The 20374-nt window shown below is 40.5% G+C and carries 21 protein-coding genes; 11 read left to right on the top strand and 10 right to left on the bottom strand.

Going from position 1 to position 20374, the window contains the following annotated elements:
- Positions 1 to 79: 79 nt before the first annotated feature.
- Positions 80 to 1912, bottom strand: coding sequence for a phosphoenolpyruvate carboxykinase (GTP) (locus tag FTV27_RS14170; RefSeq protein WP_180079060.1), 1833 nt, complete (start codon positions 1910 to 1912; stop codon positions 80 to 82).
- A gap of 413 nt (positions 1913 to 2325) precedes the next feature.
- On the opposite strand from FTV27_RS14170, the gene FTV27_RS14165 reads away from it, so the two are divergent.
- The 4 genes from FTV27_RS14165 (at position 2326) to groL (ending at position 6212) form a co-directional block, all read left to right on the top strand.
- Positions 2326 to 3264: a diacylglycerol kinase family protein gene (locus FTV27_RS14165; protein ID WP_180079059.1), complete on the top strand. Its 939-nt coding sequence runs from the start codon at positions 2326 to 2328 to the stop codon at positions 3262 to 3264.
- Positions 3245 to 4030, top strand: a complete 786-nt coding sequence (locus FTV27_RS14160; RefSeq protein ID WP_180079058.1) for a metallophosphoesterase — start codon at positions 3245 to 3247, stop codon at positions 4028 to 4030. The genes FTV27_RS14165 and FTV27_RS14160 overlap by 20 nt, the downstream gene beginning before the upstream one ends.
- Positions 4031 to 4213: 183 nt before the next feature.
- Complete coding sequence (gene groES / locus FTV27_RS14155; RefSeq protein ID WP_078192966.1) at positions 4214 to 4504, top strand: co-chaperone GroES; 291 nt, start codon at positions 4214 to 4216, stop codon at positions 4502 to 4504.
- Between the two features lie 73 nt (positions 4505 to 4577).
- Entirely contained in the window at positions 4578 to 6212 is a 1635-nt protein-coding gene (gene groL, locus FTV27_RS14150; protein ID WP_078192965.1) for a chaperonin GroEL, read from the top strand.
- A 79-nt stretch (positions 6213 to 6291) separates the two neighbouring features.
- Here the strand turns inward: groL and FTV27_RS14145 are convergent, their stop codons facing one another.
- The gene (locus FTV27_RS14145; protein WP_180079057.1) at positions 6292 to 6774 is read right to left on the bottom strand and encodes a copper resistance protein NlpE; all 483 of its coding nucleotides are present in this window, start codon (positions 6772 to 6774) and stop codon (positions 6292 to 6294) included.
- A gap of 281 nt (positions 6775 to 7055) precedes the next feature.
- On the opposite strand from FTV27_RS14145, the gene FTV27_RS14140 reads away from it, so the two are divergent.
- Complete coding sequence (locus tag FTV27_RS14140; RefSeq protein WP_171262613.1) at positions 7056 to 7634, top strand: 1-acyl-sn-glycerol-3-phosphate acyltransferase; 579 nt, start codon at positions 7056 to 7058, stop codon at positions 7632 to 7634.
- An 82-nt stretch (positions 7635 to 7716) separates the two neighbouring features.
- On the opposite strand, the gene FTV27_RS14135 is transcribed toward FTV27_RS14140, so the two are convergent.
- Both FTV27_RS14135 and FTV27_RS14130 read right to left on the bottom strand, forming a co-directional pair.
- Positions 7717 to 8046, bottom strand: a complete 330-nt coding sequence (locus FTV27_RS14135) for a hypothetical protein (protein ID WP_078192963.1) — start codon at positions 8044 to 8046, stop codon at positions 7717 to 7719.
- Positions 8047 to 8235: 189 nt separating this feature from the next.
- A complete protein-coding gene (locus FTV27_RS14130) occupies positions 8236 to 8973 on the bottom strand; it encodes a sulfite exporter TauE/SafE family protein (protein ID WP_180079056.1) in 738 nt (245 codons plus the stop codon).
- 199 nt (positions 8974 to 9172) lie between these two features.
- On the opposite strand from FTV27_RS14130, the gene FTV27_RS14125 reads away from it, so the two are divergent.
- On the top strand, positions 9173 to 9334 hold the full coding sequence (locus FTV27_RS14125) for a hypothetical protein (RefSeq protein WP_180079055.1): 162 nt from the start codon (positions 9173 to 9175) through the stop codon (positions 9332 to 9334).
- A 332-nt stretch (positions 9335 to 9666) separates the two neighbouring features.
- On the opposite strand, the gene rsmD is transcribed toward FTV27_RS14125, so the two are convergent.
- Together rsmD and mrdA are read right to left on the bottom strand one after the other, a co-directional pair.
- The gene (rsmD, locus tag FTV27_RS14120) at positions 9667 to 10218 is read right to left on the bottom strand and encodes a 16S rRNA (guanine(966)-N(2))-methyltransferase RsmD (RefSeq protein ID WP_180079054.1); all 552 of its coding nucleotides are present in this window, start codon (positions 10216 to 10218) and stop codon (positions 9667 to 9669) included.
- A 3-nt stretch (positions 10219 to 10221) separates the two neighbouring features.
- On the bottom strand, positions 10222 to 12264 hold the full coding sequence (mrdA, locus tag FTV27_RS14115; RefSeq protein ID WP_180079053.1) for a penicillin-binding protein 2: 2043 nt from the start codon (positions 12262 to 12264) through the stop codon (positions 10222 to 10224).
- Positions 12265 to 12498: 234 nt separating this feature from the next.
- On the opposite strand from mrdA, the gene FTV27_RS14110 reads away from it, so the two are divergent.
- The 4 genes from FTV27_RS14110 to FTV27_RS14095 all read left to right on the top strand — a co-directional run bounded on the left by FTV27_RS14110 (position 12499) and on the right by FTV27_RS14095 (position 15425).
- The gene (locus tag FTV27_RS14110) at positions 12499 to 13017 is read left to right on the top strand and encodes a hypothetical protein (RefSeq protein WP_180079052.1); all 519 of its coding nucleotides are present in this window, start codon (positions 12499 to 12501) and stop codon (positions 13015 to 13017) included.
- 64 nt (positions 13018 to 13081) lie between these two features.
- Entirely contained in the window at positions 13082 to 14398 is a 1317-nt protein-coding gene (locus FTV27_RS14105) for a hypothetical protein (protein ID WP_218948322.1), read from the top strand.
- Positions 14399 to 14482: 84 nt separating this feature from the next.
- A complete protein-coding gene (adk, locus tag FTV27_RS14100) occupies positions 14483 to 15142 on the top strand; it encodes an adenylate kinase (protein ID WP_078189866.1) in 660 nt (219 codons plus the stop codon).
- 85 nt (positions 15143 to 15227) lie between these two features.
- Positions 15228 to 15425, top strand: coding sequence for a hypothetical protein (locus FTV27_RS14095; RefSeq protein WP_180079051.1), 198 nt, complete (start codon positions 15228 to 15230; stop codon positions 15423 to 15425).
- A 56-nt stretch (positions 15426 to 15481) separates the two neighbouring features.
- Here FTV27_RS14095 and nth read toward each other — a convergent pair whose 3' ends face one another.
- Both nth and FTV27_RS14085 read right to left on the bottom strand, forming a co-directional pair.
- A complete protein-coding gene (gene nth, locus FTV27_RS14090; RefSeq protein ID WP_180079050.1) occupies positions 15482 to 16171 on the bottom strand; it encodes an endonuclease III in 690 nt (229 codons plus the stop codon).
- A 2-nt stretch (positions 16172 to 16173) separates the two neighbouring features.
- A complete protein-coding gene (locus FTV27_RS14085) occupies positions 16174 to 16968 on the bottom strand; it encodes an RnfABCDGE type electron transport complex subunit B (protein WP_180073237.1) in 795 nt (264 codons plus the stop codon).
- Between the two features lie 330 nt (positions 16969 to 17298).
- Between FTV27_RS14085 and gdhA the strand changes: the two genes are divergently transcribed.
- Positions 17299 to 18645, top strand: a complete 1347-nt coding sequence (gene gdhA, locus FTV27_RS14080) for an NADP-specific glutamate dehydrogenase (RefSeq protein ID WP_227591817.1) — start codon at positions 17299 to 17301, stop codon at positions 18643 to 18645.
- Positions 18646 to 18691: 46 nt separating this feature from the next.
- Here the strand turns inward: gdhA and FTV27_RS14075 are convergent, their stop codons facing one another.
- Positions 18692 to 19498, bottom strand: coding sequence for an META domain-containing protein (locus FTV27_RS14075; RefSeq protein ID WP_180079049.1), 807 nt, complete (start codon positions 19496 to 19498; stop codon positions 18692 to 18694).
- 78 nt (positions 19499 to 19576) lie between these two features.
- Positions 19577 to 20353 (bottom strand): META and DUF4377 domain-containing protein, encoded by a 777-nt coding sequence (locus FTV27_RS14070; RefSeq protein ID WP_180079048.1) that lies wholly within the window; start codon positions 20351 to 20353, stop codon positions 19577 to 19579.
- Between the last annotated feature and the right edge of the window lie 21 nt (positions 20354 to 20374).

Raw genomic sequence — 20374 nt, 5'->3', positions numbered from 1 at the left:
TGATATAAAAAAGACCGCGCAAGGCGGTCTTTTAAATCTTTCTTAATCCCTCTTTTAATGGAGGGAAATTAAAGGCCGATTAAGCAGATTTTTTTACAGCTTCTAAAAGTTCGTCTTGACGTACTTTAAGTGCTTTTGGTAAGCGATCACCAAGTTTGTTGAACAATTCAGTGTGGCTTTCAAGTTCTTTGATCCATTGATCTTTATCTTGAGAAGTTACAAGCTCGAATTGCTCTTTAGTGAAGTCTGAACCAGTCCAGTTCAATTGTTCGTATGTTGGAACAAGGCCGATAGGTGTTTCAACAGCGTCTGCACGACCTTCACAACGGTCAATGATCCACTCAAGAACACGCATGTTTTGACCGAAACCAGGCCATACAAAGTTACCTTCAGCATCACGACGGAACCAGTTCACGTTGTAGATACCAGGAAGTTTATTGCCAGCAGCTTTAGCTTTAGCAGCAACTTCTTCACCAAGTTCTAACCAGTGAGAGAAGTAGTCAGCCATGTTGTAACCCGCAAATGGAAGCATTGCGAATGGGTCACGACGAACGATACCTTGTTGACCAACAGCAGCAGCAGTTGTTTCAGAGCCCATAGTTGCAGCTTTGTAAACACCGTCAACCCAGTCAAATGCTTCTGAAATTAGAGGCACTGTGTCTGCACGACGACCACCGAAGATGAACGCAGAAATTGGAACACCTGCTGGATTTTCCCAGTCAGCATCAATAGAAGGACATTGACCAGCTGAAACAGTGAAACGAGCATTTGGATGAGCTGCTTTTTCTTCGCCGGTGTGTGGTTGACCTTTCCAGTTAGTCAAGTTAGCAGGCGCTTCTTTAGTCAGACCTTCCCACCATACTTCACCTTCGTTAGTTACAGCAACGTTGGTATAGATTACGTCTTTATGAAGAGTCGCCATACAGTTCGGGTTAGTCTTGGTATTTGTACCAGGTGCTACACCGAAGAAACCAGCTTCAGGGTTGATTGCATATAAACGACCATCTTCACCTGGTTTGATCCAAGCAATATCGTCACCTACAGTTTCAATTTTCCAACCTTCGTAACCCGCTGGTGGAATCAACATCGCGAAGTTTGTTTTACCACAAGCAGAAGGGAATGCAGCTGCGATGTAGTGTTTTTCGCCTTGTGGGTTAGTCACACCAAGGATGAGCATGTGTTCAGCTAACCAACCTTGTTGACGACCCATAGAAGATGCAATACGTAAAGCTAGGCATTTTTTACCCAACAATGCGTTACCGCCGTAACCAGAACCGTAAGACCAGATTTCACGAGTTTCTGGATAATGAACGATGTATTTTTCAGGGTTGCAAGGCCAAGCAACGTCTTTTTGACCTTCTTCAAGCGGAGCACCAACAGTGTGTACGCAAGGAATGAAGTCACCGTCAGTACCAAGTACGTCATAAACAGCTTTACCCATACGAGCCATTTTAGACATGCTTACAGCAACGTAAGGAGAATCAGTAAGTTCGATACCGATGTGAGCAATATGAGAACCTAAAGGACCCATAGAGAAAGGAACTACGTACAAAGTACGGCCTTGCATTGAACCGTCAAATAAACCATTCAGACGAGCACGCATTTCAGCTGGAGCTTCCCAGTTGTTTGTTGCGCCTGCATCTTCTTGTTTTTCAGAACAGATGTAAGTACGACCTTCAACACGAGCAACGTCAGAAGGATCAGAATTAGCAAGGTAAGAACCAGGATGTTTTTCTTGGTTAAGTTCTTGCATAGTGCCGTTAGCGATCATCAAGTCGATATAACGTTGATATTCTTCTGCGCTACCGTCACACCATTCGATTTTTGCTGGTTTGGTTAATTTGGCAATTTCTTCCACCCAAGCAATGAGCTTAGGGTGACGAACGAATTCTGGTGCGTTCACTTGGGTCATGGTGAGGCCTATCTCAAAAATGTACTAACCGTACAAAGTATAATCTGCATCATGGGATACATCATGCAGATAAAAGATGAAAAAAAAGTGGCTGTATTAAAGCATAAAATCATAAAAAAAATAAGACTAAAGAAGTGGTAGATTTTTTTTGGTAGTTAATGCTATTTATATTAAATATAGATAAAATACAATAACTTAACATATTTTGTGGTGAATTTTCACTTTATTTATTAACGTGATGGACAATATTTTATATAGTTATTTTTAGTAAAAACAAAAAGTTGCATGTAATTGATATTTGAGAATTATTATTGATTAAATAAATGGTGGTAATTCGATTTTTACATAAAGGCGCTATTATTTGCTGTTAAATTCGACAAAATACAATACTAAGCGGCCAAGATGTATAAAAAGTGATTAAACAAGCCAAGCCTTTATCTATTATCTATAATAAAAAATCAGGATTTCATGCTGCAAACAAAGATGAAGTCTACGAGGAACTTGTGCGGATATTATCCGATCATAATTTCGAAATACAGTCATTTGAGCTTGGGCAGGAAGCGAGTTTTGATACTTTAATGAGCAAGGTATTTGCACGCCATAAAGACCCTGATAATTTGGGTGTTGTGGTTGCTGCAGGTGGTGATGGAACCTTAAATGCTGTTGCTCATCAGTTGATGCATACCGATATTCCTATGGGGGTCTTACCTTTGGGCACATTTAATTATGTGGCGCGGGTACTCAATATTCCTCTCGATTTAATTCAAGCGGCACAGGTGATTGCGACAGGCAATAATCGACAGGTGCACGTGGCGCAAATCAATGAACATATCTATTTAAACAATGCCAGTTTGGGCTTGTATCCTTTATTTATACAAAAAAGAGAATTTTATAATCAAAAGTTTGGGCGTTTCCCATTGCATGCTTATACCTCAGGTTTGGATGTGCTGATTCGAGATCGTAAAGAGCTGAAATTGGAAATCGAAGTGGATCATCATATTTATCCAGTCAAAACGCCCTTGATCTTTTTTGGCAATAATCAATTGCAATTGGCCGATTTAAACTTGCAAATCGCTAAAGATGCAGAGGCAGGTAAAGTTGCAGGTGTGGTTGTCGCAAAAAGTGATAAGAAAACGTTATTTAAAATTTTATGGCAATTGATCCGTGGCAATATCGACAATGCACCAGATGTGTATAGTTTTGCCGCTGATGAAGTCACAATACATACCCAACGAAAAAAAATGACCGTTGCTGTGGATGGTGAGATTGTAGAAATGAAACCGCCGCTTAGAATTCGAGTGCAAAAACAAGCCTTAAAGATACGAGTGCCACATGATACTGCATCTGTCTGATTTGCATTTTGGTACTGAAAAGCCAGAGTGTATGCGCGCTATTCAGCAATTTTGTCGTGAACAGCGTATCGAGGCCGTGGTTGCCAGTGGAGACTTGACCCAACGTGCGCGTTATCGTCAGTTTTATGCATGTAAGCAATTTTTAGAAAGCTTAAAGCTGCCTTATATCGTTGTGCCGGGGAATCATGATATTCCGCTATATCATTTATGGAACCGTGTTTTTAGCCCTTTTGCACGTTATCAACTTTTTTTTGGTGCCATGGAAAATGTACTGGAAACCGAGCATTTTTATTTAATTGGGATCAATAGTATTCGCCGTCGTTACCATACGCGAGGGCATGTATCGCTCGAGCAAATATATTATGTCGAGGAATTACTTAGACATGCGCCGCCCAATAAAGTGAAATTAATCATAGCGCATCAACCTTTTTATACGCCGCCCAATGACCCGCATGGTGTGAAAGATTGTCCTGTTCAAGGGCGTTTGGCACTCGAACAGTGGAGTCAACACAGTTTAAATGGTTTATTGCATGGACATTTACATGTTCCAGCCAGCTATGACCTCAATCAGATTTATGCTTTAGGTGCTGCGCATCCAGTTTGGGATATTCATGCTGGAACTGCAACGTCATATCGCCTACACGATAACCTTGCCAACAGTTTTAATGTCATTGATGAGCAGATGAATGTGCAGCATTATTTTTATAATTCAAAGTTAAAAATATTCGAAGAAAATCTTAGTACTCATATTTTGGATGAGCTTTAATCCTTTAAATTTAAATTTTGAAGAAAAAAAATACAAAAAAATGAAAAAAATTAAATTTTGCCCTTGAAGGGTTTTTTTCCATCCCCACAAAAGTGTCATCTAAATTATTTTTTGTCGATGGCTTACGGAAATCAAAATGTCATCGTCTTTTATCTAGTAAATAGACTTAGTCTGGAGTTAACTATGAGCAATATTCGTCCTTTGCATGACAACGTTGTGATTCGCCGTGTTGAAAAGGAAACTAAAACTGCTGGTGGTCTTATTTTAAGTACTTCAGCAGCTGAACAACCTGCTCAAGGCGAAGTAATCGCTGTAGGTAATGGCAAAGTAACTGACAATGGCGTACGTGCATTAGACGTTAAAGTTGGTGACAACGTATTGTTTGGCACTTATGCCGGTACAAAAGTAAAAGTAGCAGGCGAAGAGCTTCTTATTATGAAAGAGTCTGACATCTTAGCGGTACTTGAAGCTTAAGTTTCGTACACGCATTTAGACCCTTTTATTCATCATAAATTGTTAAAAATTTTAAAAAGATTCGGAGTTAGACATGTCAGCTAAAGACGTAAAATTTGGTGATTCAGCGCGTTCAAAAATGATCGCGGGTGTAAATGTACTTGCAGATGCTGTAAAAGTGACTTTAGGTCCTAAAGGCCGTAACGTTGTCATCGACCGTTCTTTCGGGGCACCGCACATCACTAAAGATGGTGTTTCTGTTGCTAAAGAAATCACGTTAAAAGACAAGTTTGAAAACATGGGCGCTCAGCTAGTTCGTGAAGTTTCTTCAAAAACCAACGACATCGCGGGTGACGGTACAACAACTGCAACTGTTCTTGCACAAGCAATCCTTAATGAAGGGATTAAATCAGTAACTGCGGGTATGAACCCAATGGATCTTAAACGCGGTATCGACATCGCGGTTAAAGCTGTAGTTGCTGAAATTAAAGCGACTGCAAAACCTGCATCTGACTCTAAAGCGATTGAACAAGTAGGTTCTATTTCTGCGAACTCTGATACCACTGTTGGTAAACTTATTGCTCAAGCAATGGAAAAAGTTGGTAAAGAGGGTGTAATTACAGTTGAAGAGGGTTCAGGCTTTGAAGATTCTCTAGATGTTGTAGAGGGTATGCAGTTTGACCGTGGTTACATCAGCCCGTACTTTGCAAACAAGCAAGATACACTAACAGCTGAACTTGAAAACCCATACATTCTTCTTGTTGATAAAAAAATCAGCAACATCCGCGAATTAATTGCTGTACTTGAAGCTGTTGCTAAAACAGGTAAACCGCTTCTTATCATTGCTGAAGATGTTGAAGGTGAAGCACTTGCAACTCTTGTTGTAAACAACATGCGTGGCATTATCAAAGTTTGTGCTGTTAAAGCACCTGGTTTTGGTGATCGTCGTAAAGCGATGCTTCAAGACATCGCGATTTTAACTGGCGCGACTGTAGTTTCTGAAGAGGTTGGTATGTCTTTAGACCAAACTACACTTGAGCACTTAGGTACAGCGCATAAAGTTACTGTTTCTAAAGAAAACACAGTAATTGTTGATGGTGCAGGTGTTGCAGAGCAAATTGCTGAACGTGTAACTCAAATTCGTGCTCAAATTGAAGAATCAACTTCAGAATACGACAAAGAAAAACTTCAAGAACGCGTTGCTAAATTGGCAGGCGGTGTTGCTGTAATCAAAATCGGCGCTGCAACTGAAGTTGAAATGAAAGAGAAGAAAGATCGCGTTGACGATGCACTTCATGCAACTCGTGCTGCAGTTGAAGAAGGTGTTGTAGCAGGTGGTGGTGTTGCACTTGTACGTGCTGCAAAAGCACTTGAAGGTGTGTCTGGTGCTAACGATGACCAAAATGTAGGTATTAACATTTTACGTCGTGCAATTGAAGCGCCACTTCGTCAAATCGTTGCAAACTCTGGTGATGAGCCATCAGTTGTAATCAATGCTGTGAAAAACGGTGAAGGTAACTTCGGTTATAACGCTGCGACTTCAGAGTATGGCGATATGTTAGAAATGGGTATTCTTGACCCAGCTAAAGTAACACGTTCTGCGCTTGAGCATGCTGCATCTGTTGCGGGCTTAATGCTTACAACTGAATGTATGATTACTGAAATCCCAGAAGACAAACCTGCTATGCCTGATATGGGCGGTATGGGTGGCATGGGCGGTATGATGTAATTCATACTGATCATCCGATCTAAAAAATCCCTGCTATTTGCGGGGATTTTTTTATAACAATCCTAGTTAGAGTAAAACACTAATCAAGCTTTTTGGTGAGATTAAGATTTACTTCAGGCATTTCTAGTTTTTCACCTTTATCACCACGAAGCTCAATAAAGTTTTCACCTACAAAGTAAATTCGATTGTCGCCCTCGGCATCAAGTTGAATCATTCCAGGTTGATCTGGCAAGAACTTAAAACTGCCTTTCACTTTATTTTCAGTGTTCGCAGGTTTACCTAAAAACTCTTGGCTGAGTTCATAGCTCTTATCAAGTTTGAGTTCAAGCTCAGTTTCAATCCCTTTGCAATCATGGCAAGGTAGAATCCCTTTATATTCACCCGCCCAATCAAGTGCATTTTCGGTTTTATCACCTGTGGCAATCGGACTTTCTGAGGCTGCGTCTGTATTGGCAATGACATTATTATCTGGTGGTGTCGCAGTTTCAGATTCATTGCTGGTTTTTGAACATGCCGTTAAGGTTGCACTGACCATACAGAGAGCGAGCATTAGTTTTTTCATGAGATTTATACACCGTATGTACCCAATATAATGCTAAGCGTGACTTTTATTGCTCAAGAAAAATAGCCTATTCCTGTTAACAATTGTGTGTTTGGTTAATACATCAAAACAGACATTTGATTTTTAAAAATTCGTAAATAGTGAAATATTGGTGATTTACCTAAAAGTGAACGCTAAAGGACATTTATATATTAATTGGTGAATAACTGAACAATATAGGCTTTTATAATTATTTTGCGTTGTTAAACTCTGCGACATAGAAAAAACTGTCGGTGCAAATTGTGTTTGAAAAAACAGCGGAAAAAAGTCTGAACTTAATGGGGTGGCAAATTGATAACCATTGGGATTTAAATATCGACCAATGTGTCATGATTGCAGCGCCACATACCAGTAATTGGGATGCACTTTATGCACGCCTTGCCCTGAAAGCTTTAGGGGTAAATGTTCGTATCACGATTAAAGACAGTTATATGAAATTCCCGTTTGGGCCTTTTGTACGTGCAATGGGCGGAATTGGTATTAATCGTCGTCCAAAACAAGATGGTGAAGCACGTCAAAGTATGGTTGAGCTCATGGCTGACTTATTTAAGCATCATCCGAAATTAGTCATGTTGGTAACGCCTGAAGGGACACGCGCCAAACAAGAGAAGTGGAAAACCGGTTTTTATCATGTTGCCATGCAAGCAGGTGTGCCGATTGCTTTAGCCTATATGGACTATGCGCAGAAAAAAACGGGTGTGGGTAAAATTGTTTATCCTACAGGCGATTATGAAAAAGATATGGCTGAAATCATGGATTTTTACGCGCAAATTCATGCCAAATTTCCTGAAAAATTCAGTGTCGATACACGCTATCATTAATCTAACAAACCAATAAAAAAGGACAGTATTGGCTGTCCTTTTTTTACGTTTAGATGATTTTGTTTAGACTTTTATATTGAATTTAATCATGAAAATCGGGATGGATACCGCCCAGATTTTGACATGCCGCCTTATAAATAATGTATTGCTGGTCAACCACATCGATGAGCGGGATACGAAATAACTTTTCGCCTTGCTTATAGCTATCGATATAAGACACGACTTTTTGTTTGCTTGATGCTAGTTTTTCTTCATGGAAAGTTGTAATCGAGCTATGAGTCATATGTGAACTTTCAATATTATTGCACTGAAAATGTGAGAGTAGTTTTTCAGCTTTTTTAATTTCGCTGGACGTGCCAAACATACAGCCGCTAAGCAGAGTTACACCTGCAAGCAGGATGAACTTTTTCATGGTTTTATTTTAAGCAAAATTATGAGGTGCAATATTCTATTAATTTTCGTCAGAAAAATTAATTACTTTTTTACCATTTGGCTAATTTTTATTTAAATGTGAACTGTGTCATTGTTACAAGATGTGAATATCTAACTGAGAAGGGTTTTTCTAGAATGATTTGGATAAATATCTTTAGGTTTTGAGTCATCAGGTTAAGATACTCATTGTCACCAAAAAGCAGCCTGAAGAAAATAAAAGTCCTAATACAATATGTTTAAATTGGCGTTCTGAAATACGATAAAAAAGTTTGGCACCAAAAATCACGGGAAAAGCCATAATTACCAACAGCACGGCTAAATAGGGCAGATGTTCACGATGGATGATTCCTTGTAATAGGTAGCTAATGAGTGTGACGAGCTGAATAGCTAAATTGAAATGTCGCAAAATATAGCGTTGTTCTGCTTTGGGTGTATTTTTCAGCATGAGCCATGCAGAGGGTAATGCACCACAAAAGCCTCCGAGACCACCCAAGATTCCAGCAATATATCCGATACTAGAATCCGCCCATTTCCCTGTCTTTTGGATGAATGAAAATTTTGGATTAAAAAATAAAATTGGGCACCAAAACATTAAAAAAGCGCCCAAAACCAATTTAAATGTATCTGGATTAATGCTGTCTAATAAATAGGTACCTAGCGGCACACCTAAAATTCCTGCAATTAAATAGGTATAAATGATTTTTTTATTGATCGGAATGCTTTTGCGTTCTGATGATAATGAAATGAAGTGGCTATAAACTGAAGCGCAGACGACCAAGGGTGCTGCTATTTGCGGGGGGAGTATCCAAACCCAAAATGACATTGCGATAAGGGCGAATGCAAACCCTGTTAATCCTTGTACGAATCCTGCAAAGATGGCACCAAGAATAAAAATCAGCCAAGTCATTAAATTACAGCTTTGAAATACTTGGCGCTATTGTAGTGAATTTTTCTATATAAATGTGGCTGACTGAGCAAATGTAGCAAAATTGGACCTCAAACCATGAATAAAACATGAATGTTTAAATACAACAGATGTACACAGACTTCCGATTGAATTCATTTCGATAAGTGAAAATGCTCTTCATCAAAGAGGAGTGCTACACATGCTTAAACAAGTTACTTTGCTATCTGTAGTTGCAGTTACATTTACAGGGTGTGTCGTGGCGCCATTTGATGATGGCCGATACCATTCGAATCAATATGGCTATGCAAATCAATATGGTTATTCAGGTCAATATGGGGGGGGCATACGGACAGCGCTATGACTCAAGTCAGCGTTATGACCGTTCATATGGTCGAGTGAATAGCCCGCAACATCGACCAAACTCACCACGACCGAATTCGAATAGCCGTCCAGACGATATATATAAACCAAATGCGCATAAACCGAATGTACACAATTCTTCATCTCAGCATCCGTCAAATGTGCAGCGTCCAAGCTCAAAGCCTCAGACTTCGGCTAAACCCAATACAAGCAAGCCCCAGCAGCAAAAACCACAGGTGGATTTAACAGCCAGCGTCCACTTCGACCACAGGTTTAATGATTTTCAAGTAATAAAAAAGGACGCATTGGCGTCCTTTTTTATGTGCATCTACATTAAGCCTTTTTATATAAGCCTCCACGCACCGTTCCAGCTTTGGTTTGTTTAATTTGCTGCCAACTGCTCGGGAGTATTAACTGAGCAAGATCACGATCAGCTTCGATATAAATTAAACCATTGTTTGAAATGTACGGATCGACCAACTCAGCAAGTTCTTGCCATAAATCAAGACTATAAGGGGGATCTAAGAAAATCAGATCAAATTGGTCTTTCAAGTTAGGAATGGCTTGTTGTGCCGTCATGTTTTTGAGTTGCACACGTTGTTTGCTAACTCTTAAAAGTTCTAAATTGTCCATGAGAAACTTCGCTTGGGTGCGATCAGGTTCAATTAAAACAGCTTCTGCTGCACCACGTGAGAGTGCTTCAAATGACAAAGCACCTGAACCTGTACAAAGGTCGAGAACTTTGGCATTTTGAACATCCCACATGAGCCAGTTAAATAATGTCTCGCGCACACGGTCAGGTGTAGGGCGTAAACCATCAATACTGGCAAAAGGCAGTTGACGGCGTTTCCATTCACCCCCAATGATTCTTAATTGATTTTTCATGAATTATTCCTCATCGGTTGCATGTGCTGCACTGGCAGCACGAGGTGGGGTATTTGCAGTATTCGATTGTTGAGTTGCACTGTTGTTCTGTTGAGCTGTTGGGCTCGCATTTGGATCGGCTGATAAAATATTAGAGCCGCTTGGTAACTCACTCGGTTTTAGACCTGCAGTCATGAGACCACCGCTAATTTGATGGCCTGCAGGACGAATTGGATTCTTTTTACGTGTTAATAACCAGTAGTCAAACATCGGTTTCGCAATTTGAGCAGCAGAACCACCGTGACGACCATTTTCCCAAACGACTGCAATCGCAATTTCAGGTTTTTCCGCAGGGGCAAAACCAACAAATAAACCATGGTCAAGCTGGCGCTCTGTCAATAAGGACTCGTTATAGCGTTTACCTTGGGCAATACTTTTAACTTGTGCGGTCCCTGTTTTACCTGCGATTTGATACATTGGGGTACGAATACCACGACCGGTCCCTGTTTGAACCACATCAATCATGGCATCACGCATTTTGATCCAATCATCTGGTTTACCATTAAATTGAATGCGACCATTCGGGGCGTTATGGACTTTATGAACCTTAGCGCCTTTACTTTCACGCAAAACGTGAGGTGTAACATGTGAGCCTTGATTGGCGGTAATAGCAGTCGCCATCGCCAGTTGTAATGGTGTTGCAGTAAATGCACCCTGACCAATACTGACGGAAATCGTTTCACCTTTAAGCCAGTTGGACTTCCGTGTGCGGAGCTTCCATTCAGGATTTGGATATAGCCCCGTACTTTCACTTGGTAAATCTACACCGGTTTTTTCACCGAAGCCAAACTGACGCATCCAAGTATTCATTTTTTCAATGCCCATGCGATAGGACAAGACATAGAAATAGGTATCGCAGGAAATGACTTGAGCTTTGTGTAAATTAACTGAGCCATGACCAGTTTTTTTGTGGTCACGGAAACGATGGCTGTCACCCGGAAGCGTGAAATAGCCCGGATCTGAAATGGCTGTACTCCAATCCACTAGACCATAATGAATACCACCTAGACCAAACATTGGCTTAATCGTTGAACCCGGTGGATAAGCCCCTTGCACAGCACGGTTATATAATGGCTGATCGAGGCTATCACGTAGTTCAGAATAATCTTTGCTGCTAATCCCGGTAACAAATAAGTTAGGGTTAAAACTTGGACTAGAAACGAGAGCAAGAATTTCTCCAGTACGTGGGTCAATCGCCACAATTGCACCACGTCGATCTGCAAGCTGCTCTGAAGCGACCATTTGCAGTCCATAATCTAGGGATAAATATAAGTCATTACCACGAATCGGATCTTTACGACCTAGATGTCGTAACACATTACCAAAGGCATCGGCTTCAACCGACTCATTTCCCGGCATACCATGTAAAAGTTCTTCGTATGATTTTTCAACGCCAATTTTACCGATCAGGTTTGAGCCAGCGTATAAATCTTTATCAATCGTTTTTAGTTCTTTGTCATTAATACGACCTACGTAGCCAATCACATGGGCAAACAGTTCACCATGTGGATAGTAGCGAGTCATTTGGGTCTCTATATTGACACCCGGGAATTGATATTTCACCTCACTAAAACGGGCGATATCATTTTCATTTAAATTCAGTTTAATCGAAACGCGTTCAGTCTTTTTAGAGGTTTTAATCCGACTTTTGAAACGTTCGATGTCTTCATCAGTCAGTTCTAACAGAGGCGTTAGGCGCTCTACCGTATCATCAATGTCTTCAACATCCGCACGGCTCATGGTTGCTGAGAAAACCGGATAATTATCCGCTAATAACACACCATTACGGTCATAGATATAACCACGAGAAGGTGCAAGCGGTTGCAATCGAATTCGGTTTTGATCGGCAGCAGTCGAAAAGGTCTCATAACTTTTGATTTGCAAATATGCATATCGTGCCACAAGCAACAGCATAAAGAAGGAGACAATCCCTATCGAAATCACTACGCGATTACGATAAATCCGCTTTTCTTGCTGGACATTTTTTAAAGGATAATGCTGCTTCATACGCGATCGACTTAAAGACTGAGAGCTAAAATAACGGAAGAGGCATATTCTAGCGCAACTGACATTTTTTTGATAAATAAAAAAGACTCTGCTGTGATTGCAGTCTATATTTTGACTTTGCAGACATGAAAAATATGGGGCTTTGTGTATAACAGTTCATATTATTCTGCTAAAGTCGAAACGTATAAAAAAGGAATATTCCAAAAAATAATACTAAGGAAGTTTGTGAAAACAATGATTAAATTATATCCATTGCTTGCATTTATGATGCTCGGAAGCATCGCACATGCCAATGACAATTCATTTTTACCTGAGGCAAAGTTAACAGGTAAGGGTTATCAACCATGGAATGTTGGAGCAGGTTTTACTCAAAAAATTATTCACGTGAATGGTGAGTGGGTAAACCCATATGGCATTGCCTATGCAAAAGCTGGTGTTTTCTTGAACGATGATAAAACACCTGGTGGACAAGTCGGCTTTCGTTACCCCGTTCATTTCACTGGCAAAGATAAAAATGGTTATTATATCGGAGCTTATGCGGGCCACATCGACTCCAAGAAAGTAGATGGTGAAGATGAAGCGCGTTTAGGTGGTGGTATCGATCTTGCTTATGTGATGTTGAGTGCCGAGCGTATTAGTACGGTTAGTGTAGGCTTGGGTGCGGGTGAAAAATTAGAAGACAAATCAGGTAATGTGATTGTGGAAACCGAACCGAGACTACAAATCTCATATACTTTAAGTTTTGGTTTGTAGTGAAAATAATCAACTTTATTTTATAACCGCACTCACTGAATAAAATTAAATATGGAAGTTATGCATGCTTGAGTACGTTAACGAATTGTGGCAAACCTTTTTGCAACGTCCCGATTTTTGGGCTGTGCTGAGTATTATCCCCGTTACCGCATTCGTTACCTGGGCACACGTTTGGATGGCACTGAAAATGGTGTTTTACCCGATTAATTTCTGGGGATTCCATTTAGGTCCATTACCCGTGGGATGGCAGGGGATTGTACCAAGAAAAGCTGGACGTATTTCTGGCATTATTACTGATAATACATTGTCTAAATTGGGTTCCTTGCGCGAGTTTTTGGATGCAATGGATCCTGAGGACATGGCGCGCATCATTGGTGAACAAGTTGGCTTTGAGCTTGAACATTTGATTGATGAAGTCATGCTAGACCGAAATGCGGTGCTTTGGGAAAACCTACCGTATTCGATTAAACGTCGTATTTATGCCCAAGCACACAAACAGCTACCAAATACCTTAAAAGAACTCGTGACCGAACTGACCATGAACGTAGAGTCACTTGTTGATATGCGTGAAATGGTGGTGAGTCAAATGGAAGCAGATCGTCTCTTGATGGTGCGTATGTTTCTTAAAGTTGGCCAAAAAGAAATCAACTTTATTTGGCATATCAGTGCCTTGATTGGGATGTTCTTTGGTATCTTCCAGATGATCGTTTGGTTTGTGGTGCCTTGGCATTGGACGGTTCCATTTTGGGCAGCAATCTGGGGCTTTTTGACCAACTGGATTGCCATCTGGATGGTATTTAATCCCATTGAGCCGCACCCCGTTAAGTATTTACAATTGTTTGAATTAACTAAAGATCGTAAATTCCCTTGGATTAAACCTGTGATTCCACGTATTGGAACGTACAATGTTCAAGGCGCGTTTATGAAACGCCAAGAAGAAGTTTCAGATGTATTCGCAAGTGTAGTCACAGAAGACCTAATTACGTTAAAATCTATCATGACCGAAATGATGTATGGCGGGAAGAAAGATAAGACCCGTCGCATTGTGAAACGTCATATTAATGAAATTATGGAATCTCCACTGGTTCGTACCTCATTACAGTTGTCTTTAGGTCCAAAAGAGTACGCAAAACTCAAGACAGACTTGATCGATCGCTCAATTGAAATTACGATGGTGCCTGTATGCGACCCTGCGTTTAATGCGAGCCGTGCACAGAAAATCTTTCAAATGTTTAGAGACCGTATTCGTGAGCTAACACCGAAAGAATTTCAAAATCTATTACGTCCTGCATTTCAGGAAGACGAATGGATTTTAATTGTCTTGGGTGGTGTAACCGGTTTTATCGCGGGTACAATACATTTGTTTGTGGCTTTCTTATAATTAGATGCTGGAAGATGATCTGAATCTTCGGTTCAGATCACTATATAGCGTCATATACAATGTTTAAAATGAGGATGTTTTTTTATGCGCATTATATTACTCGGACCACCTGGAGCAGGTAAAGGGACACAAGCTCAGTTGATCTGTAAGCGCTACGATATCCCACAAATTTCAACCGGTGATATGCTCCGTGCTGCGATTCGTGAAGGTACTGAATTAGGTCTACAAGCTAAAAGCGTCATGGACAATGGCGGCCTTGTATCTGATGAGCTTATTATTGGTCTTGTAAAAGAACGCATTGCTCAACCTGACTGTGTCAACGGCTGCATTTTCGACGGTTTCCCACGTACGATTCCACAAGCTGAAGCGCTTGAAAACGAAGGGATCAGCATCGATCACGTAATTGAAATCGATGTACCTGACGAAGAAATCGTTCAACGTTTATCTGGTCGTCGTCAACACCCTGCATCTGGTCGTGTATATCACACCGTTTACAACCCACCAAAAGTGGAAGGTAAAGATGACGAAACTGGTGAAGACCTTGTTCAACGTCCGGATGACCAAGAAGCAACAATTCGTAAGCGTTTAGGTTCTTACCATGCCGAAACTGAGCAATTGGTTGGTTTCTACCAAGGTCGTGCAGCTTCTGGCGAAAACGCACCGACTTATGACAAATTAAATGGTCTTCGTCCAATCGATCAAGTTCAAACTGATTTGTTCGCGATTTTAGATCAGTCTAAATAATTCAGTTTTTTTGAATTTTTGACAATCAAAGAGTCCTACTGCATAGTGGGCTCTTTTTTTATGTGGCTTTTAGGGCGAATCTGTTATGAAATTTGCTTTGGTTATAATGGTCATCATCGCTGTAGCGGTGTTATTGGGCTTATTATTTGTCAGCTTTAAAATGTTGCGTAAAGTGCAAGTGGAAGAAGTAGAGCAAGCTAAACTGAGCCCGAAGCAATATCGCTTACATCCAAAGCTGCAGCAAGAGCTTGATAAAAAACAAAAAGAACAAGATAAAAATTAAGCATCAACTCGATCAATTGATTCTTACAAATTCCATCTACCCCGAAATTGAAGAGATTAATCTTCAATTTGGGTGGTTTTAATCGGTCTTAATGCGCCAAAGTCAAAACGGTCAGGCCAGTTACACACGTCAGAAACGATACATTCATTACATTTGGGTTTGCGGGCAATACAGGTATAACGCCCATGCAGAATCAACCAATGATGTGAATCAACAATAAACTCTTTGGGGATGACTTTGACGAGTCGGTGTTCGACTTCCAGAACATTTTTGCCGACAGCCAATCCTGTTCGATTCCCTAAACGAAAAATATGCGTATCGACTGCCATGGTAGGTTGTCCAAAAGCAGTATTCAGCACCACATTTGCAGTTTTACGACCGACACCGGGTAAGGCTTCCAAATCTGCACGATTATTCGGAACGATGCTGTTGTGCTTCTCAATGAGCATCTTGCAGGCTTTAATGACATTTTCCGCTTTTGAGTTATATAGGCCAATGGTCTTGATATATTCCTTCAGTCCGTCAACACCTAACGCATAAATAGCTTCAGGAGTATTTGCTACTGGAAAAAGTTTATCTGTGGCTTTGTTGACGCTAACATCTGTGGCCTGAGCAGATAGGGTAACAGCCACTAAAAGTTCAAATGGACTACTATAATTGAGTTCAGTTTTCGGGTTGGGGCGTTGCTCACGTAAGCGTTCAAAAAAAGTTTGAATTTGCTTCTTAGTCATGTTTTTAACCGCCATGATTAAGCCCCTTGCAGTTGTGTTAATTGTTGCGTGAGCGTATGGAGTAACTCACGTTTTTTTGCATCGTCTCGAACACTCAGTTGTTTTTCTAATTTCTTAATTTGTGTTCGAATTTTAGCAAGTTCAATGGTGGTTTTTGCATCGAGTTGAACGACTGGCGTAGCAGGTTTTTCCACGACTTCAATGACCGGTACCGAGTCTGTCTGGGTCGAAAATTGGGCAAAAAGTTCCGTGTCAATTTCAGCACGTACGACTGGGCCTTTACGATGAATTCTGCGCTTTTCCTCACGTTGAATATGTGCATAGTAGCGGCGACGTAAATCATTCTGTTCTGCGATTCGAGCGGCTTCAGATGGCACTTGATCAAGCTCTTCGACAAGGTCGATACAATCCACTGGACAAGGTGGAATGCAGAGTTCGCAGCCCGTACATAAATCCGTCAAGACGGTATGCATCAATTTGCCTGAGCCAATAATGGCATCAACAGGGCAGGCACTAATACATTTGGTACAACCAATACATTCATCCTCACGAATCACAGCTTTAACCCGTTGCGGGCGTCCATCACTTTGGATTGGCCAAACGCTGGCTTCTGCTGTTAAGTGTGGACGATTTAATAACGCTGCTAGTGAATCTGCCACAGGTTGACCACCGGGTATACATTTATTGGCTTCTTCTCCTTCACTGATGGCTTTGGCATAGGGTAAGCAGCCGTCTCGGTGTCCACAAAGTCCACATTGAGTTTGTGGCAATAGGGCATCAATTTGTTGGATGAGGGAAATTTCAGAAGTCATGGGTAGTCGCGAGTACAAATGAAGGCAGAGAAAAACCAAAGAGGACGTTGAATTCTAGCATGTTTCAGTATGAATTGCTGTGCGCAAAAATGGGTCTATATATGCATCATAAATGAGCAAAATAATTCATTAAAATATTCCTAAAAGTAATAGTATTTATAACTAAAATATCTGATTAATCAATTTAAATCGCTGTTCTATAAAGAATTTAAAGATTTTTTAAAAAAACTATTGCTGATTAGTTACAAAAGATATTTAATATTTTGCGCCAAAATATATCTTTGATCAAAATTGTGATCAATTTTGATCCATACATCTGCTGAGGATTAAGTGTTGAAATATAACAGCCTTAACGACTTCCTAGACTACGTTAAAACACGTGATGAACATCAACCTGAATTTCTTCAAGCTGTTGAAGAAGTGATGACGAGCCTTTGGCCATTCATCGAAAAGAACCCACAATATGCTGACTACGGTTTGCTAGAACGTCTTGTTGAACCTGAGCGTGCAATTCAGTTCCGTGTTTCATGGGTAGATGACAAAGGTCAAACTCAAGTTAACCGTGCTTTCCGTGTTCAATACAACTCAGCAATTGGTCCATTCAAAGGTGGTATGCGTTTCCACCCATCAGTGAACCTTTCAATTCTTAAATTCTTAGGTTTTGAACAAACTTTCAAAAATGCTTTAACTACACTTCCTATGGGTGGTGGTAAAGGTGGTTCAGATTTTGACCCTAAAGGTAAATCTGAAGGCGAAATCATGCGTTTCTGTCAAGCATTAATGATCGAGTTATACCGTCATCTTGGTTCTAACACTGACATCCCTGCGGGTGACATCGGGGTAGGTGGCCGTGAAGTTGGCTACATGGCTGGTATGATGAAAAAATTAAGCAATGACACAGCATGTGTGTTCACTGGTAAAGGTTTAACTTTCGGTGGTTCACTTGCACGTCCTGAAGCAACTGGTTACGGTACTGTGTATTTCGCTGAGGAAATGCTAAAAACTCGTGGCGACAGCTTTAAAGATAAAGTTGTAACGATTTCGGGTTCTGGTAACGTTGCACAATACGCTGCTGAAAAAGCAATGTACTTGGGTGCGAAAGTGGTTTCACTTTCAGACTCAGCAGGTACTGTATACGTAAAAGACGGTTTCACAACTGAACTTCTTGCTGAAGTAATGGAATTGAAAAACGTTAAGCGTGGCCGTATTTCTGAATTTGCATCTAAGCACGGTTTTGAATATTTAGAAGGTCAACGCCCTTGGTCAATCAAATGTGATATCGCGCTGCCATGTGCAACTCAAAATGAATTAGATGAAGCTGATGCTGAAGCTCTTCTTGCTAATGGCGTAATCTGTGTTGCTGAAGGCGCAAACATGCCATCTACTTTGGCTGCAGTTGAGAAATTCGTTGAAGCGAAAATTCTTTATGCACCAGGTAAAGCTTCAAATGCAGGTGGTGTTGCAACTTCTGGTCTTGAAATGTCTCAAAACGCAATTCGTTTGGGTTGGACTTTCGAAGAAGTTGACGAGCGTCTACACGCGATCATGAAAGAAATTCACCGCAACTGCGTGAAATACGGTACTGAAGAAGATGGTACTGTGAACTACGTAAACGGTGCGAACATTGCAGGCTTCGTAAAAGTTGCTGACGCAATGCTTGCTCAAGGCGTTTACTAAGTTCTCCGTAAGTTGAACTGAAAACCGAGGCTTCTGCCTCGGTTTTTTATGGCTGAATGGCTTGAAAAATATAGGATTGTTGCTCAGTGCTTATGAGGGTAAGTTGGATCTTGCTATCCATAACGTTGAAGTGAAAATTTAAGGGTTGGCTGAGCAAACGTTTAATATGAAGCTCTTGCTGATGTAACTGAGGGCATAACTTCACAGTACTCCCTACATATCCTGTAAAACGCAAAGTATGCTTTTCAACATCATAATTGCGGCCAATGCGATTACAACCACTAAAAAATGTCATACGGCCATTGTTGAATGTAAGAGTTATTTGGACAGGTAGAGCCTTATTCTCTACGAGAATCCACGTCTTTTGAGTTAATTGTTCTGCTTCAAAATCACGTAAATTAGCAATTCGCTGTATGCCTTTAAAAATATAGGTCTGTTGATTATTATTCATCACGATTAATTCAGGCAGGGCATTTTGCTTTTGAAGTAGCTTTAGATTTACATCGCGAAAGAGTTGATTGAACAGCACATCGTTATTTGATTGCTTTGAACAGCCGATCAGTGTTTGCAGCTGTGAAGATTCAGTCTTCAAATGCTGTTGATTTAAATGATAATGTTTAGAGATTAAATTGCATCCCGCATAAAGGTGTAGCTGTTGTGCGGAAAAGTTAATGAGAAAGGGTTGTCGGCTGTCAGTTGGATTATGTTGCCATGTATAGTGCTGTAAAACTTGATGAAATTGATCTGAAGCTGGGCTGATAAAAGTCTCGTGTTGAAGTTTGGGTTGCCATACGCTATTACTCTGACAGCCACACAATCCGAATAAAATACTAAAATACAATAAATTTTTCATCGGTAGTCTAGATCCTAAAGCGTACTGTGGATATAAAAAAACCGAGGCGATGACCTCGGTTTTCTTATAGGCTGTAACTTACAACGTACCTTTTACAGCTTCACGTTCGACTGACATATCAAAAATATAGGCATATTTTGATTGGTCAGCAGCAGGGTTTTTACGTTCAAAACGTTTTACGCGAATAATTTGACGTTCTGCAGGTGTGTGCTTAAAGCCTTCAATTTGATCGTAAAATAAGGTCCAGTCTTTATCGACTTGTGTTTTTAGGCCTTTTTCATCGTACTTCACTTCACGCACTTGCAAGCAAGTTTGTGGGGCAACGCCTGTACATTGTTTAGTTTCAGGGCTGATTTCAAGGAAAATCGTTTCGCCTTGCGAGTTGTACTGGGTTTCAGGTGTTAATTTTCCAGTGAACACCAGTTTCTCACCTGTTGCAGAGATAATGGTTAACGTTGGATTTTGTGGATCTGTAGTATTTAAAACAAAAGGTGCTTTACGGTCACTAAAGAGTGAAGATGCAAGTCCTTCTTGTTTCATCGCATTATCAGGACACGCCATCATGGTAGATGCAATATTACCTGTCACGAGGGTATTGTGTTCCACTTTCCATTGGGTTGACATGCTGTTACAGCTGGTTGAAATACCCAAAGTGCCATTTTCTAGAAAATTTAAAACCAAAGGTTTTGGTGCATTTTCAGTGGAGGTGCTCCATTGATATGAAGCTAAAGTTTTATCAGCATTTTGTTGTTGTAATACGCTCACGGCTAAATCTCCAGCTTTTTGGATATCGCTTGATTGACATGCTGCAAGGGCTAAAGGGAAGAGGGCAATTGCTAAATATTTTAATTTCATTACGCTAACTGTTCTAAGTGA

It is taken from the genome of Acinetobacter sp. YH12251 (assembly GCF_013417465.1).
Lineage (GTDB): Bacteria > Pseudomonadota > Gammaproteobacteria > Pseudomonadales > Moraxellaceae > Acinetobacter > Acinetobacter amyesii.
The sequence above is the reverse complement of the archived record's forward strand: the minus strand, read 5'-3'. Positions and strand labels throughout refer to the sequence as shown.

Coding starts and splice junctions, on each gene's coding strand:
- FTV27_RS14170 (WP_180079060.1), bottom strand. CDS start 1,912: ATGACCCAAGTGAACGCACCAGAATTCGTTCGTCACCCTAAGCTCATT.
- FTV27_RS14160 (WP_180079058.1), top strand. CDS start 3,245: ATGATACTGCATCTGTCTGATTTGCATTTTGGTACTGAAAAGCCAGAG.
- groES (WP_078192966.1), top strand. CDS start 4,214: ATGAGCAATATTCGTCCTTTGCATGACAACGTTGTGATTCGCCGTGTT.
- groL (WP_078192965.1), top strand. CDS start 4,578: ATGTCAGCTAAAGACGTAAAATTTGGTGATTCAGCGCGTTCAAAAATG.
- FTV27_RS14145 (WP_180079057.1), bottom strand. CDS start 6,774: ATGAAAAAACTAATGCTCGCTCTCTGTATGGTCAGTGCAACCTTAACG.
- FTV27_RS14135 (WP_078192963.1), bottom strand. CDS start 8,046: ATGAAAAAGTTCATCCTGCTTGCAGGTGTAACTCTGCTTAGCGGCTGT.
- FTV27_RS14130 (WP_180079056.1), bottom strand. CDS start 8,973: ATGACTTGGCTGATTTTTATTCTTGGTGCCATCTTTGCAGGATTCGTA.
- FTV27_RS14125 (WP_180079055.1), top strand. CDS start 9,173: ATGCTTAAACAAGTTACTTTGCTATCTGTAGTTGCAGTTACATTTACA.
- rsmD (WP_180079054.1), bottom strand. CDS start 10,218: ATGAAAAATCAATTAAGAATCATTGGGGGTGAATGGAAACGCCGTCAA.
- mrdA (WP_180079053.1), bottom strand. CDS start 12,264: ATGAAGCAGCATTATCCTTTAAAAAATGTCCAGCAAGAAAAGCGGATT.
- FTV27_RS14110 (WP_180079052.1), top strand. CDS start 12,499: ATGATTAAATTATATCCATTGCTTGCATTTATGATGCTCGGAAGCATC.
- FTV27_RS14105 (WP_218948322.1), top strand. CDS start 13,082: ATGCTTGAGTACGTTAACGAATTGTGGCAAACCTTTTTGCAACGTCCC.
- adk (WP_078189866.1), top strand. CDS start 14,483: ATGCGCATTATATTACTCGGACCACCTGGAGCAGGTAAAGGGACACAA.
- FTV27_RS14095 (WP_180079051.1), top strand. CDS start 15,228: ATGAAATTTGCTTTGGTTATAATGGTCATCATCGCTGTAGCGGTGTTA.
- nth (WP_180079050.1), bottom strand. CDS start 16,171: ATGGCGGTTAAAAACATGACTAAGAAGCAAATTCAAACTTTTTTTGAA.
- FTV27_RS14085 (WP_180073237.1), bottom strand. CDS start 16,968: ATGACTTCTGAAATTTCCCTCATCCAACAAATTGATGCCCTATTGCCA.
- FTV27_RS14075 (WP_180079049.1), bottom strand. CDS start 19,498: ATGAAAAATTTATTGTATTTTAGTATTTTATTCGGATTGTGTGGCTGT.
- FTV27_RS14070 (WP_180079048.1), bottom strand. CDS start 20,353: ATGAAATTAAAATATTTAGCAATTGCCCTCTTCCCTTTAGCCCTTGCA.